Source organism: Shewanella sp. AC34-MNA-CIBAN-0136 (assembly GCF_040309945.1).
Taxonomy (GTDB): domain Bacteria; phylum Pseudomonadota; class Gammaproteobacteria; order Enterobacterales; family Shewanellaceae; genus Shewanella.
In genome coordinates this window covers 65,757-81,452 of the sequence record NZ_JBEOPJ010000008.1, presented here as the reverse complement: position 1 = coordinate 81,452, position 15,696 = coordinate 65,757, and the positions used below count along the sequence as shown (strand labels likewise).

The following is a 15,696-nucleotide window of genomic DNA, read 5'->3' as shown; positions in this document are numbered from 1 at the left end:
GTAGTGTATGGTGCAACGAATTGTTATCGTGGGTGGTGGGGCTGCAGGGCTAGCATTGGCTTCAAAATTGGGCCGGAAATTTGGTAAAAATCCGTTAATCGATATTAGTTTGATTGATAAAAATACCGTCCACATATGGAAACCTAAATTACATGAAGTCGCTGTTGGTGTAATTGATCAATCAATCGAAGGCCTGCAATATCGAGATCACGGATTAAAGAATGGTTACCGGTATATTCGAGGTGCCATTGAGCAATGCGATCCGACGACTAAGAAAATTCAACTTGCTCCTGTGTATAACGATGAAGGCGAGATGATCATTGCCGCGCGTAATATTGAATACGATACTCTTGTTCTAGCCTTAGGGGGCGTATCAAATAGCTTTAATACACCAGGGGCCGAAAAACACTGTATTTTTTTAGACAGTCTAGACAGTGCTAATCTGTTTCATCATAAGCTGATGGATGCACTGTTACAGCTTAATGAAACCCAAGATCAATTAGGCATCGGCATTGTTGGTGCGGGTGCTACAGGTGTCGAGCTTGCCGCTGAACTGCATCATGTTATTGAATCAGTAAGAGAGTACGGTTATCAAAACATCTCTAAAGATCATTTAGATATAAATTTAATAGAAGCATCCCCAAAAATACTCCCTCAATTGCCAGAGCAAGTCAGTACAAGAGCGCAAACTGTACTGTCAAAATTAGGGGTTAAATTGCATTTAGGTGTGCAGGTTAAAGAAGTAACCAAAGAAGGCTTTGTTACTGCGACGGGGGAGACGATAAAAGCCAATATCAAAGTGTGGGCGGCAGGTGTTAAAGGTCCCAAAGTATTTGAAAATTTCACTCAACTTCCCGTCACTCCACGTAATCAAATTGATGTAGATGATTGCATGCGTGTAAAAGGCATTGATGATATTTATGCTTTAGGCGACTGTGCTCAATTAATCTTACCATCAGGTAAGCCGGTACCACCAAGAGCCCAAGCAGCGGCTCAAATGGCAGATCGTCTCTATGCCAATATTTGTTTGAAGATGAAACAGCAGCCAGAAAAGCCTTTCGTTTATAAAGACTATGGATCACTAGTATCACTGAGTCGTTTTTCGGCGGTTGGGAACTTAATGGGAAGCCTCCGTTCAGGAGATTTTTTTGTTGAAGGACACATTGCTCGTTTGATGTACATCTCTCTGTATCAGCGTCATTTAGCCAGCTTGTATGGCTGGTTCTCGGCTTCTGTATATCGTATTGCCCAAAAGCTACTGCGCTGGCAACGCCCTAAGCTCAAGTTACACTAGGCGAGTAATCACATAGAGAGTTGAGCTACTATCAATATAAACGAATAAGCTTTGTTAAACACAAAGCCTATTTTGCACAAGAATTGGCCATTTGACGTTTATTGACGCAATTTAACTTAAATCTACTTGAATTTAAGATTTAATTTGGTAGTTTCAGTTATTAATTATTTGTTAACACAACGTATGACAATGATGTTGTACTTATACCATAAAAGATAATCAGTGCTTCAAGGAGCCAAGATGCCTAACCAGATTACATTATTAGAACAAACCAAGCATGGTGATTTAAAACTGACTCCAAGTGATTTTTCTCACGTGGCGGAGCAGCACATTGTGCCGGTTACCTTGCATGAAATTAACCGTGCTGCCACTGAGTATCCAATCGTATTTGTTAAAAACAGTGACACTAACGAATTTCAATCAGTTGCGATGTTAGGCCTAAAACCAGGTCAAAATCTAAGTGTGAAAGATGGTAAGTGGCAAGGTTTGTATATTCCAGCTGTTGTTCGTGACTATCCCCTTGGTTTAGTGGTTAATCCAGACGTTAAAGATAAAGTATGGATTGGTATACGCGAAGATGCCAAAGAAGTGACTAAAACAGACGGCCAAGCATTATTTGAAGATGGTAAAGAAACTCCATTTTTAGAAGCGCGTAAGCAAGCTTTGATTAGCCACTATGAACAAGATCAAGCTACTCGCGGTATTTTAGGGTTTCTAGATGAAAAAGGGCTGTTGATTAATCAGACTCTCACTGTTGATGTAGCGGGTGAGAAGCGTAATATCAATGGTTTATACCTTATTGATGAAGCTAAATTAAATGCACTAAGCGACGAAGAGTTTATCGAGCTTAAAAAGCGCGGTCTACTAGGCCCAATTTATGGTCATTTGGGTTCTTTAAACCAAGTTAATCGTTTAGCCCGTGTTGAAGTACTCGGTAGATAGTCTTCGGGCTTCCCCAAACAAAACAGGCACTCAATTGAGTGCCTGTTTTGTTTGGGGAAGTTAAATTCAATAAATACAATATCTGAATTAAGATGTTTAGATTTGACTAAATAGCAGATGCAAAAAAGCCACTCATTGAGTGGCTTTTTTGTTTTTATGGTGCCGGCACCAAGAGTCGAACTCGGGACCTACTGATTACAAGTCAGTTGCTCTACCAACTGAGCTATGCCGGCTAAATATGGTGCCCGAACCCGGAATCGAACCAGGGACACGAGGATTTTCAATCCTCTGCTCTACCGACTGAGCTATTCGGGCAACTAACTAAGCGTTAGTTAATCACTGCAGACTAGGTATTAACTTGGTAATCAATGCCCGTCTCGTCTGGAGTGCGCACATAGTATAGTGATGGTTTTTATCGTGCAAGTGGTTTTTCAAATGTTTTTACTCGTTCGGCTAGTTAATGTGCAAACTGGTGGTTTTTTATCGATTTTTAACGCTAAAAGTAGTTTGTAAGTGTTAATCGGTAAGAATAAAGTCGTAGAAGTTTGCTGACGATTAAATAAAATAACGAAAGAGAAACCAGAAAATTGAATTCGTCATTTGTTTTTTGCTCAGCACTAGACCCGTTTGATTTTTAACTTATGGTTAGTGTCCTCGCTTTAATTGCAAGTTCAAGAACGGTAAGTTTGAGTTGTTAGGCTGATGAATAACTTATTTACATGTAAATGAGTGAACTTTTTGTAGCGTCGTTGATCTTAATTTATGTGAGCTGAAATGCTAGGGCATTTACTCAACGGGATAGAGGTGCTTCGGATATGGTTATTTAAGGCCATACGATCTTTCAAGCTCAATTTTACCGTTAACGGTGGTGACTATTGATACCAGACAGAGCTATGGTATGTCGTTATTCGTTATTCAGTAAGCATTAAGCAGTAAACAGTAAGCGATAACGCAGTAGAAAGAAGCCACAAACGCTGCCCGAAGAGTTCAGTTTAATCTTTATAGAATATGTTTGTTACAGTGCATAAGCGTAGTTAGAGACTTAATGTCTAACACTGCGCTGTCTTTTAATATAAAAAACTAAGCCGTTTATCTTGAAAATATTTAGCCAAGAAAGATCAATACATCCTAGATGCTATTTGATAATTAGTGACTACAATTGAGACATGTTTAATAAGTAGTTGCTTAATTATTTGGTTGTTCGCTATTTTAATACCTGTTACTTCTATTTTATAGAACGATTTCGGCTATTTTTACTGATTTTCTTTCCTAAAATTAACGTTAAAATGTTGTGACTTTTTTAGAGGAAAGTAAGACATGTTAAAGAACACTTCAGCTGGCTATGGCTTAGTAACCATTTTTTTCCACTGGTTGTCCGCCATCGCAGTTATTGGTCTATTTAGTGCTGGTTATTGGATGGTAGATCTTACCTACTACAGTAGTTGGTACCAAACTGCGCCGCATCTGCATAAAAGTGTCGGTTTGCTTTTACTTGGGTTAACGCTATTAAGGTTAGTTTGGCGAGGGATATCACACACTCCGAGCCCATTATCGAATCATCAGCCTTGGGAAAAACGCTTGGCAAAGTGGGCTCATACTGTTCTTTATACGCTAATGTTACTCATTATGAGTTCAGGAATTATGATTTCGACAGCCGATGGTCGAGATATTTGGATTTTTGACTGGTTTGCCGTGCCATTTCCTAATGCTTTTATTGATGATCAAGCTGATATAGCGGGGTTAATACATCAATACCTTGCCTATAGCTTAATTGGCTTGGTTGTGTTGCATGCAGCTGGTGCGATTAAGCATCATTTTATTGATAAAGATAACACCCTTAAAAGAATGCTGATGCCAAATCGTATTAGCAAATAATCGAATTGTTTAACCGTTGAATTGTTTAACCGTTATGTTTGATGAATATCTCAATACCTCTTTATATATCTACTTGTTATTAACTTAAAGGAATAAAAAACCATGAAAAAACACCTTATAGCAGCACTTATCAGTGCAACGTTTATGTTACCTGTTGCTGTTAATGCTGCCGACTATGTTATCGACACTCAAGGTGCGCATGCATCAATTCAATTTAGTGTAAGCCATTTGGGTTATAGCTTTGTGGTTGGGCGCTTTAATGAGTTTTCTGGCGACTTCAGTTTCGATGCTGACAAAGTCGCAGATGGCAAAGTGAATGTTAAAATTAATACTAACAGTGTTGATTCTAATCATGCCGAGCGTGACAAGCATTTACGCAGCGAAGACTTTTTAAATACCAGTAAATTCCCTGAAGCCTCTTTTTCATCAACCTCGATTGTTGATAAAGGCAGTAACCAGTTTGTGATTAATGGTGACTTTACCTTAAATGGTGTGACAAAGCCGTTAACCATTGATGCCGTTGCTATTGGTGAAGGTAAAGATCCATGGGGTGGATATCGTGCTGGTTTTAGCGGCACAACCACTTTTGCGATGAAAGATTTTGGGGTCAAAATGGATTTAGGTCCAGCTTCTGCTAACGTTGAATTAGCATTGGTAGTGGAAGGCGTTAAACAATAATCTGTCAGATTTAGTCATTGATAACCAAAAAAAAGCCGCTAAGTTAAGCGGCTTTGTTGTTTAATATAGTTATCTATTATATTACTAGGTTATTCATCTTCAGCAGGTGGAACATAGCCTTCAATTTCAACGTCTTTACCTTCAAATAAAAAGTGAGTCATTTGCTCTTCAAGAAATTTGCGGTCATCAACATTCATCATATTGAGCTTTTTCTCATTAATGAGCATGGTTTGTTTCTTTTGCCATAAGCCCCAAGCTTCTTTACTGATATTGTCAAAAATACGCTTACCTAATTCGCCTGGGTAAAGCTGAAAATCTAAGCCGTCAGCTGATTTGTTTAGGTGTTGACAGTGAACTGTGCGAGCCATGATGATTCCTTACTAACTTTAATTACACTAAAAACTAATATGTCGCGAAAAGTACGGCTAAATTAGCCAAAATACGTTCTGTGGCGGCTGCCAACCCGACTTTCGCAGGTTGCTCTATGTTATACCAGAGAGCCGAGGTTTGTTCCATGATGCCTGTTGCTTGATCGACAGATAGTTCAACTAATACTGGTTGAATATCAAGATGGAAATGACTGAATGTATGCCTAAACCCTGCAAGCCCTTGTTCTGACTCTGTCAAATTATGCAGCGTTAAATAATCTTCTAATTCTGCTTGCTGTTCAAATTGCGGAAAACACCATAACCCCCCCCAAATACCTGCAGGTGGGCGTTGGATAAGCTGAACTTTTACAGAATCTCCGCTGTTGTCGACTAATACCAGCATAAAAGCTGATTTTTCTGGTGTCACTTTCTTAGGTTTTTTACCGGGATATAGACTTTGATGACCCGTCTGTTGAGCCACACAATCAATTGCTACAGGGCAGGCTGCGCAATTAGGTTTACTGCGAGTGCAAACACTTGAACCAATATCCATCATTGCCTGGTTAAACTTTTCAACGTTTTTGGCAGGTGTGAACGTATCGGTTAATTGCCACAATTGTTGTTCAACGTTTTTTTGTCCTGGCCAACCTTCAATAGCACCATGTCTGGCTAATACGCGCTTTACATTACCGTCTAAAATAGGGTGGTGTTGCCCGAGCGACAACGATAACACAGCACCCGCAGTTGATTTACCGATTCCAGATAACGCGAGCACATCATCAAACTGAGTAGGAAACTCGCCATTAAAAGCATCACGAATATGTTGGGCTGCTTTATGTAAATTGCGTGCTCTGGCGTAATAACCTAGGCCAGTCCACAAATGCAGCACCTCATCTTGATGAGCATTAGCAAGATCTACCACGCTGGGGAAACGCGCCATAAATTTTTCATAATAGGGAATAACCGTCGCGACTTGGGTTTGCTGGAGCATGATCTCCGACACCCAAACACGGTAAGGCGTTTTATTGATCTGCCAAGGCAGTGATTTACGACCATGTAGGTCATACCAAGCGATGATACGCTCAGAAAATGGAGTCAGATTTTTCATGGGCGCAGTGTAGCCATAGCCATTTTATTACACAAGTGGCACTGCTATTTTAAATCACACGTTTGCACTAAATTAGCGTAAACATGTGCAATGAGTTTAGGTATAATGCCCAACTGATTTTAAAATTGATCTATCACAGATAGCAAATGCGTAATGTGTTGATAAAGAGTGGCAGCCTAACGGTTAGACATTTAGTAACACAGCACAACAAAGTACGCAGACAATGAGGCAAAGATGAGCGACGTTACCACAGCTGAATTTAACGAAGACGGTAAGTATATTCGTAAAATCAGAAGTTTTGTTTTACGCGAAGGCCGTTTAACCAAAGGCCAATCTCAAGCAATTGAAGCACATTGGCCAGCAATGGGACTTGATTATACTCCACAAGCATTGGAGTTAACTCAAGTGTTTGGTCGCGATGCAGATACCGTGTTAGAAATCGGTTTTGGTATGGGGGCATCATTAGTCCAAATGGCAAAAGCTGCCCCAGAGCAAAACTTTATTGGCATAGAAGTTCATAAACCTGGTATTGGTACGTGTCTTTCTGATGCCGGTGCAGCTGAAGTGACTAACTTACGTGTATATCATCATGATGCAATGGAAGTGCTAGAGCACAGCATTGTTGATGGTTCACTTGAGCGCGTACAATTGTTTTTCCCTGACCCATGGCATAAAAAACGTCATCATAAGCGCCGGATTGTACAAGCTGAATTTGTACAACTTATCCGCCGTAAGCTTAAAATTGGTGGTGTATTTCATATGGCAACCGATTGGGAAAATTACAGCGAGCATATGTTAGAAATAATGAATGCAGCAGAAGGTTATAAAAATCAATCAACAACTGGTACAGTTGTCGAACGTCCAGAGCATCGTCCGCTTACCAAGTTTGAAGCAAGAGGCCACAGACTCGGTCACGGCGTATGGGATATCATGTTTGAGCGTACTGCTTAATCACAACTACACTTTCAGCAATCGGAGAATACACCATGGCGCAAAATCGTAGTCGTCGTTTACGTAAAAAATTACGAGTTGATGAGTTTCAAGAATTAGGCTTTGAAATCAACTGGACTTTTGATGAGTCTGTATCTGAAGAAGATATTGATAACTTAGTTGATCAATTTCTTGTTGAGGTCATTGAACCTCGTCAATTAGGTTTCCACGGTGGTGGACACAAGCAATGGGAAGGTATTATTGCTACCCAAGCTATCGGTAAATGTACTGATGAAGATACCGCAGCAGTGAATGCGTTCTGGAAAGACAAGCCAGTTTCTAACCTCGAAGTGAGTGATTTGTACGATATCTGGTGGGGTTAAGCTAAATTGCCTGAGCAATTATTACTTCAACAAGCCGTCGATAAAGTAAGATCGCTATTGGGTAAAGGCAAGGTTGCAGGATATATTCCTGCGCTTGCCTGCGTTGACCCTAACAAAATAGGGATTGCCGTTACTACCCTTGATGGCCAAACAATTGGTGCCGGTGATTACCTTGAGCCTTTTTCAATTCAAAGTATTTCTAAAGTCTTTAGCCTTACTCAGGCACTTAATTTATATACCGAAGATGAAATTTGGAGTCGTGTGGGTAAAGAACCCTCAGGGCATTCATTTAACTCGCTGGTACAGGTCGAATTAGAACGCGGTAAACCTCGCAACCCTTTTATTAATGCCGGTGCGCTAGTTATTGCTGACTTGTTGCAAGCCCGTTTAGGGGCGCCTAAGCATCGTATGCTTGAGGTTGTGCGTCAATTGAGCCAGAACCCGACGTTAGCCTACGATAAAGTTGTGGCGGATTCTGAGTTCCAGTTTAGTGCACGTAATGCATCTATTGCCTATTTAATGAAGTCATTTGGTAATTTTGAAGGCGACGTCAATACCGTACTTAAAAGCTATTTTCATTATTGTGCATTAAGAATGAATTGCGCTGATTTGTCCCGCGCGATGTTCTATTTGGCCAATCGCGGTAAGACACTCGATGGTGACAGCTTAGTTTCGCCGGTGCAAACTCGGCAACTCAATGCATTACTGGCGACATCTGGATTATACGATGGCGCAGGAGAGTTTGCTTATCGAGTAGGTATGCCGGGTAAAAGTGGCGTGGGGGGCGGCATTATTGCGGTTATTCCTGGTGATATGTCTATTTGTGTGTGGTCACCTGAGCTAGACAATAATGGTAACTCGCTTGCGGGCACAGCCATGTTAGAACATTTAAGCCAACAGTTAGGCCGTTCAATTTTTTAGTTTATACAAGGGCTAATCTTTCGCGGTTAACGTTGTTCGACCTTAACGTACTCACTCTTTGTATATCAAATCTGAATCTATAATATTGACTCAAAACGTTTAAAAGTCATTTTACTACCCACTTGGGCAGTTTTAGTGGCTTCTTTTCGCATAGGTTATTGCTTACTTATCTAGAACAACCACACGTCGTATACGCTTACTTGTCTAGCAAAATACAAACTGCAGTAAAATTCATCCTGAAGCTCAGCTGGCCCTAGATAGATTAATTATTATTAAGATTGGTAAAATAGACTATTTATTGGTTTATTTTACGAATACACTTCCGCTATTGTATATTCATTAGCTTATATATTGTCTTATTTTATCATTAATCTATTAAAAGTCATGTAGTTATAACTATTGGCATAGCTTGTGCTTTATAAAGCTCATATACGAGCTAATTATTGATATATGTATAGCAAAAGGATTTTTATCATGACCAAACAGAAGTTGATTTGTAGTGTAGCGTTAACCAGCATGTTATTCACAGTAGGGGCGCTAACTCCCGCCATGGCAAAAATGTCCATTAATGATGAAAAGTGCAATGTGACATTAAACTATGACGTTACTGTTGAACCAAAAAAATTGCAGATTAGTGATAATGGATCCGAGAAATATCGCGTTGAACTCGATCAACTATATGTAGACGGTAAAAAAGTCACCTTAACCGCTAAACAACAAACGCTACTCACTCAATATTCTGATGAGCTATCTCGTCAAGTACCTGAGGTAATTGATTTGGTTGGTGATGTTGTCGTAATGGCATCTCAAGCAGTCAATATGGCATTAACCCCAATATTTGGCGACGCCACTGGTAGCCAAATTGATAAGCTAATGACAGGGATTCAAACACGCATTGACACCATGGCGTATCAGCAAGGCGATAAGTTTTATTTAGGTTCAACAGACTCTTCAATTGAACATGCATTTAATGAAGAGTTTGAACAAGAGATAGAACAAATGGTCACCAACTCAATGGGTTCATTAATGATGACATTAGGTAGCCAGATCATGTCTTCTGAAGGCGGTTCATTTGAAGAAAAAATGAATACCTTTTCACAAAAAATGGACAATGTCGGTAAAGACATCGAGCAACAACTTGAGTCGCAATCACAAGGCCTTGAACAACGAGCTGATAAAATTTGTGATAATTTTGAAGGATTATTAGTGTTAGAAAGCCAAGTGCGTAAATCCATACCAGAACTTGCACCTTATACATTGGCCAAGCTAGGCGAGCTAAAAGAGTAAATTTATTTTGTTCAACCTGTCTTCCCGGACACCTGACCTTCCCCTGTGCTCTTTTTGAAGACACAGGGGCTTTTTTTTGGGGCCAATTCTAGCTGCTTTACCGCTATAGCTCGTGTTGCTTTGTTCTGATAAAAAAATTGTCAATTATAAATATAGAGCCATAGAGGCTTTTTTTGTTATACTCGTGAGAATTATTACAAAATTACACTCTACTTTAGATGTGGTTATATTTCAGAATCTTCATTTGTTAGTGTTGATTAAAGATATTAGTTTGTTTTGATGCTCATTTGGCAGCAACAATCATAATATCTGAGTGTCGATATTGATGCTAAGCAAGGTTTAGTTACCAGCAATGGCTAACAGATATCTGAAATTTTTATTAATGTCGTAACCAGCTTAAGGCGACTTTCATGTTAGAACTGTTAGAACCTATCGCAATTTTTACTCATGTTGCACGTGCAGGAAGTTTTAGTGCTGCAGCCAGACGTCTTGGCATTTCTAAATCTAAAGTAAGTACTCAAGTTGCAGATCTTGAACATAAACTTGGTGTGCAACTTATTCAGCGCACAACCCGCAGTTTAAGCCTTACTGAAGCCGGTAATTTATTGTATCTACAAGGTGAAGAACTCCTTCGTGATGCAGAGCAGGCCGTTTCAAGTGTTCACAACTTAAATGATGCAACTCGTGGTGTATTAAAAGTTGGGATATCACAATCATTTGGCACCATGCACATTATTCCAGCTTTACCAGCATTTATGGCAAGGCATCCAGAGCTTGAACTACAAGTGAGCTTACTTGATCATAAAGTCGATGTTGTCAGTGAAGGCTTAGACCTATTGTTAACCATGTCTGAGCAATTGCCGCTGGGTATGGTGGCAAGACCGTTAATGAAATGTCAGTTCTTGTTAGTCGCATCACCGGGTTATATTGCCCAACATGGTAACATTAGCCGCCCAGAGCAATTGGTTGAACACAATTGTTTGGTGTATCAAGGCGAGTGGCATGAGCACAGCATGTGGCAATTTAAAAAGGGTGAAGATTATTGCGAAATAGGTGTATCAGGCAATTTTCGTGTCGATAATGCGCCAGCATTGAAATCGGCCGCAGTAAGTGGTTTAGGCATTGTCTATTTAGCCAGTTACTTAATGGAAGATGAAATCGCTCAAGGGACATTGATTCCTTTGTTACCTGATTGGCAGTTGACTCACAATCTTCCATTACAAGCTGTGTATCCTCGTCGTAAACATCTAGCTCCAAAAGTCAGTGCGTTCATTGATTTTATTAAAACGCACATCAGCAGCCCACCTTATTGGGATGCTAAGTTCGATCATTTGTATAAACTTCGTAAGTAAAAGTGGAAACATTATTTCAAATTTAGAACAAAGCCGCAACTTACCTTGCGGCTTTGTATTAAGTGGCTGATTTTAAAGTGCTTAAGGTGTTGATTGATTAGTTTATTAGTAAGTTACTAATCAAGGGTTTAGCAATTTACATTTGTTAACTAGTTGAACTCTGTTCTGATATCAATACAATAGTACTCAGTTGATTCGAAATGATTTGAACCCTACGTTTTTCTGAGAAATGACCCCTTTTCAGTGAGATGTACAAATCGGCAAGGTAGCAAATTTTGAGTCAGTGTTGGCAATGGTTTTCGAACTAAAATAATGCCAACCTTAAAACCATCATCCTAATTTATTTGGTTTACCCCAGACTTTGTTCTGGGGTTATTTTTTTGTGGAAATTGATAAAGCAAAACGGCAACCTCAGGTTGCCGTTTTATGTTTCGAGTGGATTAATGATTTAAAATTACAGCGATTGAACCTGCTTAATCCACTTATTTACTTGCTCTTCAAGTATGTCTAATGGCAATGGTCCACTTTTAAGGATTACAGTATGAAATTCGCGAATATCAAACTTGGCTCCTAGCGCCTTTTTAGCCTGCTCACGTAGTTGTAATATTTTAATCATACCAACTTTATACGCAGTAGCTTGTGATGGCATAACAATATGGCGTTCGACCATTTTTATCGCATCAGACTCAGCGTTTGGAGTATTCTCAACGTAATAGGCAATAGCCTGCTCACGAGTCCACTTTTTAGCGTGTATCCCAGTATCAACCACTAAACGGCATGCGCGCCATAGCTCCATCGATAAACGACCAAAGTCAGAGTATGGGTCGGCATATAAGCCCATTTCCTTCGGGAAATATTCTGAGTAAAGTCCCCAACCTTCAATATAAGCCGTGTAACCACCAAATTTACGGAATTTTGGAATACCTTGCAGTTCTTGTGCAATAGCAATTTGCATGTGATGCCCTGGAATGCCTTCATGGTAAGCAAGTGCTTCCATTTGATACTTTGGCATCGCTTCCATTTTGTATAAATTAGCGTAATAGCTTCCTGGGCGAGAACCATCTGGTGCAGGTTGGTCGTAAAATGCTTTACCTGCTGACTTTTCTCTAAACGCTTCTACCTTTCGTACTACTAATTCGGCTTTAGGCTTAATCGTGAACACTTCGTCTAAACGAGACTCCATAGTATCGATCAACGATTTTGCTTGGGCGAGATATGCCGTTTTGCCTTCATCAGTTTCTGGGTAATAAAATTGCTTATCATCGCGCATGAACACAAAAAACTCTTGTAAGCTAGCGGCAAAGTGTACCTTTTTCATAATGACCCGCATTTCATCATGAATACGCTTAACTTCAGATAAGCCAAGATCATGGATAGTGTCTGCGGTCATATCGGTTGTAGTGGTGCGGGCGAGGGCGTTATTGTAAAACGCTTCTCCATCAGGCAGTTTCCAAGCTCCATCTTGAGTATCGGCTCGAGCTTCAAGTGACTTGGTATAGGTGATTAACTGCTCATAGGCAGGTTTTACCTTAGTAAGCAGAGCCTGTTTTACTTCGACTAATAAGGCTTGTTTATTGCCATCGGTTATATCGAGTTTATTTATCTTACGGTTCGCGTCAGCCCATAACGCGCTGTCTTTTCCTGTATCTGTAAATGGGGCGCCAGTGATAATGTTTTTACTATCGGAAATTACATATGGGAAAACAAATTTTGGCGCGATAATATGCTTTTTAGCGCGAATTTCTAATGAGGTTTCTAATTGTGCCAGTAGTGTTGGTATGCCGTTCAAACGACTAATATAAGCTTTAGCATCACTTTCATCGGTTATTTGATGTTGGTTAATCAATAATGAAGCCACCACAGAATGGACGCCATACATTTGGTTAATCGGATAGGTGTGATAACGCCATTTATCGTCGCTAATACTGTGCTCTAAGCTGGCCTTCAACAGTTCATAACTGAGCGCAGCTTGTTCATTTAATTTATTGGCATCAAGGCGAGTTAATCTTATTAGTTGTTGTTTACTGCGGGCTAAATCAGCATCTGCAGCAGCATCAGACAAGTCATTCCACTTGCCGTAATCTTGTTTGATGCCCAGGTAAGTTTGGTTAATCGGATTTGCCATCACATTTTCCATAAAAATGGCTTCAAACAATACGTTGGCTTTTTCTGATTCAGTTTGTTGGCTTGATGTCGCTGTACTTTCTTGTTGGCTCAATTGCGGCATGTTGTGCAAGTTCGCAATGGCTGATGCGCTTAATAAGCTTGATAACGCGACAGCAACGAGAGTTGTTTTAGTTTTAATAGACATTGATATCTTCCCAAAGTACCTAAGTTATAAGCGCATATCCTAATCAAGCTTTGCCTAAATGTGTGAATAGAAATGTTAGAAAGTGTGTATTTAAGGTAAGTAAATTGTGGCGCTAGAAGCAGATTTTTGATTATTGACTCGCAGTTAACGGTTTAAAAAGAAAACCGCGAGTCATATTATTTTATTCAATCGACTGGTAAATTAAATAAACTGAGACAGCAAATCATTTACAAACATGTGGCCTTTAGACGTCAATTGCCAATGCGTTGTGGTTTCTGTCAATAATCCCCGTTCAATTGATTTTTGCATTCCTTGTTTTACTACCTCAGCTGATTGGCCTGTACGCTGCTCAAATTCAGTTTTAGGGATTGGAGTCATCAACCTTAGACGGTTCATTAAGTATTCTAATGGGCGGTCTTCTTCAACGACATCTGTGGTTTCAAAGGTATATTTATCTGCAGCTAGGTAGCCTTTAGGGTGCTTTATTTTTACGGTACGTACAATCCGATTTGAGCCGGGTAGGGTGATTTTACCGTGGGCGCCGCAACCGATGCCAAGGTAATCGCCAAATTGCCAATAATTAAGATTATGGCGACATTGGAATCCAGGTTTTGCATAGGCTGATATTTCGTATTGCTCATAACCTAATGCCGCTAAGCGCTGCTGACCTTGCTCGTATATTTGCCACAGGTTTTCATCGTCTGGTAATTGTGGCGGTTTTGAATGAAACAAGGTGTTGGGTTCAATGGTGAGTTGATACCAAGAAAGATGCGGTGGAGCTAAAGCCGTTGCCGTGTCGATATCGTGCATGGCCTCGTCAAAGCTTTGGTTCGGTAAACCGTGCATTAAGTCGAGATTAAAACTTAAATAATCTGCTTGTTTGGCTTTTTCAGCCGCCACTTTAGCTTCATCTTCATTGTGGATACGTCCTAGCAGATTAAGTTTTTCTTTTGAGAAACTTTGCACTCCAATAGATAAGCGCGTGACACCCGCTGCGCGGTAAGCACTAAAGTCATCGTGCTCTAATGTGCCAGGATTGGCTTCCATGGTGATTTCAATATTATCTTCAAAAGGGATTAACGCTTGCGCGCCTTCAAGTATGCGTTGAATTTGGCTAGCATCAAATAACGATGGCGTGCCACCGCCGATAAAAATGGTATGCACCTTTCGACCTTGAACATACGCTAAGTCTTGTTTTAAATCTTCTAATAATGCATCGACATATTGTTGCTGTGGTAACTCACCGTTTTGGCCGTGGGAGTTAAAATCGCAATAAGGGCATTTTTGCACGCACCAAGGAATATGGATATACAAGCTAAGTGGGGGTAATTGCAATATCATTTATTGGTGGCCGCCAGAAGTATTGTTCGATGTACTGTTCGATAAAATGATACCTTGAGCTTTCATGGCACTCACTAATAACTCAAGTGCTTTGCCTCGATGGCTATGGGCATTTTTCTGTTCACGAGTTAGCTCTGCTGCCGAGCACTCAAAACCTTGCGGAATAAATACGGGATCATAACCATGGCCTTGCTCGCCTTGTGGAGCATGGTTGATTGTCCCTTCCCATGAAGCCTGGCAAATAATAGGTGTAGGATCTTTTGCATGACGCATATAAACCAGTACACATTGGAAACGGGCACTTCGAAGAGTTTCGCCTTGCAATGCATCAAGTAGCTTGAGGTAGTTGCTGGTTTCAGTTGCATTGGCTCCTGAATAACGGGCAGAGTAAATCCCTGGTTGACCTTGTAGCACATCAACTTCAATACCTGAGTCATCTGCAATTGCAGCTTTACCGGTTATTTCTGCGGCATGGCGAGCTTTAATGATGGCGTTCTCTACAAATGTCGTGCCTGTCTCTGCAACCTCTGTCACGTTAAATTGATTCTGTGGTAATACTTCAATATTAAATGCTGTCAGCATTTGATCAAATTCGGCAAGTTTGCCTTTGTTGCCACTGGCAAGAACAATTTGTTGTTTGACTAAGGTATGCATAAGTTTTTTAGATGAGGGTAAATTTGCCGTCATTATACTCTAACTACCCCCTAGGCCGCTACGCGGATAGTGCGCTTCGCTTCTAGGACGTGACTTCGTCACTGCTAAGGACAGCTTCGCTGCTAAGATCCTATGCCGCTACGCGGATAGTGCGCTTCGCTTCTAGAGCATGACTTCGTCACTGCTAAGGACAGCTTCGCTGCTAAGATCCTAGGCCGCTACGCGGATAGTGCGCTGCGCTTCTAGTACGTG

14 protein-coding genes and 2 tRNA genes are annotated in these 15,696 nt (G+C 40.4%); 9 read left to right on the top strand and 7 right to left on the bottom strand.

The features are described from left to right. Nucleotides 1–7: 7 nt before the first annotated feature. Nucleotides 8–1,294, top strand: a complete 1,287-nt coding sequence (locus tag AAEY94_RS09870) for an NAD(P)/FAD-dependent oxidoreductase (RefSeq protein WP_101086391.1) — start codon at nucleotides 8–10, stop codon at nucleotides 1,292–1,294. Nucleotides 1,295–1,534: 240 nt separating this feature from the next. Further along, nucleotides 1,535–2,236: a SapC family protein gene (locus AAEY94_RS09865; RefSeq protein WP_011638325.1), complete on the top strand. Its 702-nt coding sequence runs from the start codon at nucleotides 1,535–1,537 to the stop codon at nucleotides 2,234–2,236. 157 nt (nucleotides 2,237–2,393) lie between these two features. Here the strand turns inward: AAEY94_RS09865 and AAEY94_RS09860 are convergent. Both AAEY94_RS09860 and AAEY94_RS09855 read right to left on the bottom strand, forming a co-directional pair. Then, nucleotides 2,394–2,469: transfer RNA gene (locus AAEY94_RS09860), tRNA-Thr, on the bottom strand. A gap of 6 nt (nucleotides 2,470–2,475) precedes the next feature. Continuing rightward, nucleotides 2,476–2,551: transfer RNA gene (locus tag AAEY94_RS09855), tRNA-Phe, on the bottom strand. A 1,002-nt stretch (nucleotides 2,552–3,553) separates the two neighbouring features. Between AAEY94_RS09855 and AAEY94_RS09850 the strand changes: the two genes are divergently transcribed. Further along, nucleotides 3,554–4,111 (top strand): cytochrome b, encoded by a 558-nt coding sequence (locus AAEY94_RS09850; protein WP_182745080.1) that lies wholly within the window; start codon nucleotides 3,554–3,556, stop codon nucleotides 4,109–4,111. A 102-nt stretch (nucleotides 4,112–4,213) separates the two neighbouring features. Further along, nucleotides 4,214–4,789 (top strand): YceI family protein, encoded by a 576-nt coding sequence (locus AAEY94_RS09845; protein ID WP_350978660.1) that lies wholly within the window; start codon nucleotides 4,214–4,216, stop codon nucleotides 4,787–4,789. A gap of 89 nt (nucleotides 4,790–4,878) precedes the next feature. Here the strand turns inward: AAEY94_RS09845 and AAEY94_RS09840 are convergent, their stop codons facing one another. Continuing rightward, nucleotides 4,879–5,157, bottom strand: a complete 279-nt coding sequence (locus AAEY94_RS09840; protein ID WP_101086395.1) for an oxidative damage protection protein — start codon at nucleotides 5,155–5,157, stop codon at nucleotides 4,879–4,881. A 34-nt stretch (nucleotides 5,158–5,191) separates the two neighbouring features. After that, nucleotides 5,192–6,265 (bottom strand): A/G-specific adenine glycosylase, encoded by a 1,074-nt coding sequence (gene mutY / locus AAEY94_RS09835; protein ID WP_350978658.1) that lies wholly within the window; start codon nucleotides 6,263–6,265, stop codon nucleotides 5,192–5,194. A 234-nt stretch (nucleotides 6,266–6,499) separates the two neighbouring features. Between mutY and trmB the strand changes: the two genes are divergently transcribed. The 5 genes from trmB (at nucleotide 6,500) to AAEY94_RS09810 (ending at nucleotide 11,138) form a co-directional block, all read left to right on the top strand. After that, nucleotides 6,500–7,216: a tRNA (guanosine(46)-N7)-methyltransferase TrmB gene (gene trmB / locus AAEY94_RS09830; protein WP_101086397.1), complete on the top strand. Its 717-nt coding sequence runs from the start codon at nucleotides 6,500–6,502 to the stop codon at nucleotides 7,214–7,216. A gap of 35 nt (nucleotides 7,217–7,251) precedes the next feature. Next, entirely contained in the window at nucleotides 7,252–7,578 is a 327-nt protein-coding gene (locus tag AAEY94_RS09825; RefSeq protein ID WP_101086398.1) for a YggL family protein, read from the top strand. A 6-nt stretch (nucleotides 7,579–7,584) separates the two neighbouring features. Beyond that, nucleotides 7,585–8,499 carry a glutaminase B gene (glsB, locus tag AAEY94_RS09820; protein WP_101086399.1) on the top strand — a complete coding sequence of 305 codons (915 nt, stop codon included), beginning with the start codon at nucleotides 7,585–7,587 and terminating at the stop codon, nucleotides 8,497–8,499. Between the two features lie 474 nt (nucleotides 8,500–8,973). Beyond that, entirely contained in the window at nucleotides 8,974–9,786 is an 813-nt protein-coding gene (locus AAEY94_RS09815; RefSeq protein WP_101086400.1) for a YggN family protein, read from the top strand. A gap of 410 nt (nucleotides 9,787–10,196) precedes the next feature. Continuing rightward, nucleotides 10,197–11,138 carry a LysR family transcriptional regulator gene (locus tag AAEY94_RS09810; RefSeq protein WP_101086401.1) on the top strand — a complete coding sequence of 314 codons (942 nt, stop codon included), beginning with the start codon at nucleotides 10,197–10,199 and terminating at the stop codon, nucleotides 11,136–11,138. 454 nt (nucleotides 11,139–11,592) lie between these two features. Here the strand turns inward: AAEY94_RS09810 and AAEY94_RS09805 are convergent, their stop codons facing one another. The 3 genes from AAEY94_RS09805 to rdgB form a co-directional block, all read right to left on the bottom strand. Further along, complete coding sequence (locus AAEY94_RS09805; RefSeq protein WP_350978655.1) at nucleotides 11,593–13,449, bottom strand: DUF885 domain-containing protein; 1,857 nt, start codon at nucleotides 13,447–13,449, stop codon at nucleotides 11,593–11,595. Between the two features lie 201 nt (nucleotides 13,450–13,650). Continuing rightward, nucleotides 13,651–14,790, bottom strand: coding sequence for a radical SAM family heme chaperone HemW (gene hemW / locus AAEY94_RS09800; RefSeq protein WP_101086403.1), 1,140 nt, complete (start codon nucleotides 14,788–14,790; stop codon nucleotides 13,651–13,653). After that, on the bottom strand, nucleotides 14,791–15,477 hold the full coding sequence (gene rdgB / locus AAEY94_RS09795) for an RdgB/HAM1 family non-canonical purine NTP pyrophosphatase (protein ID WP_350978654.1): 687 nt from the start codon (nucleotides 15,475–15,477) through the stop codon (nucleotides 14,791–14,793). Nucleotides 15,478–15,696: the final 219 nt, after the last annotated feature.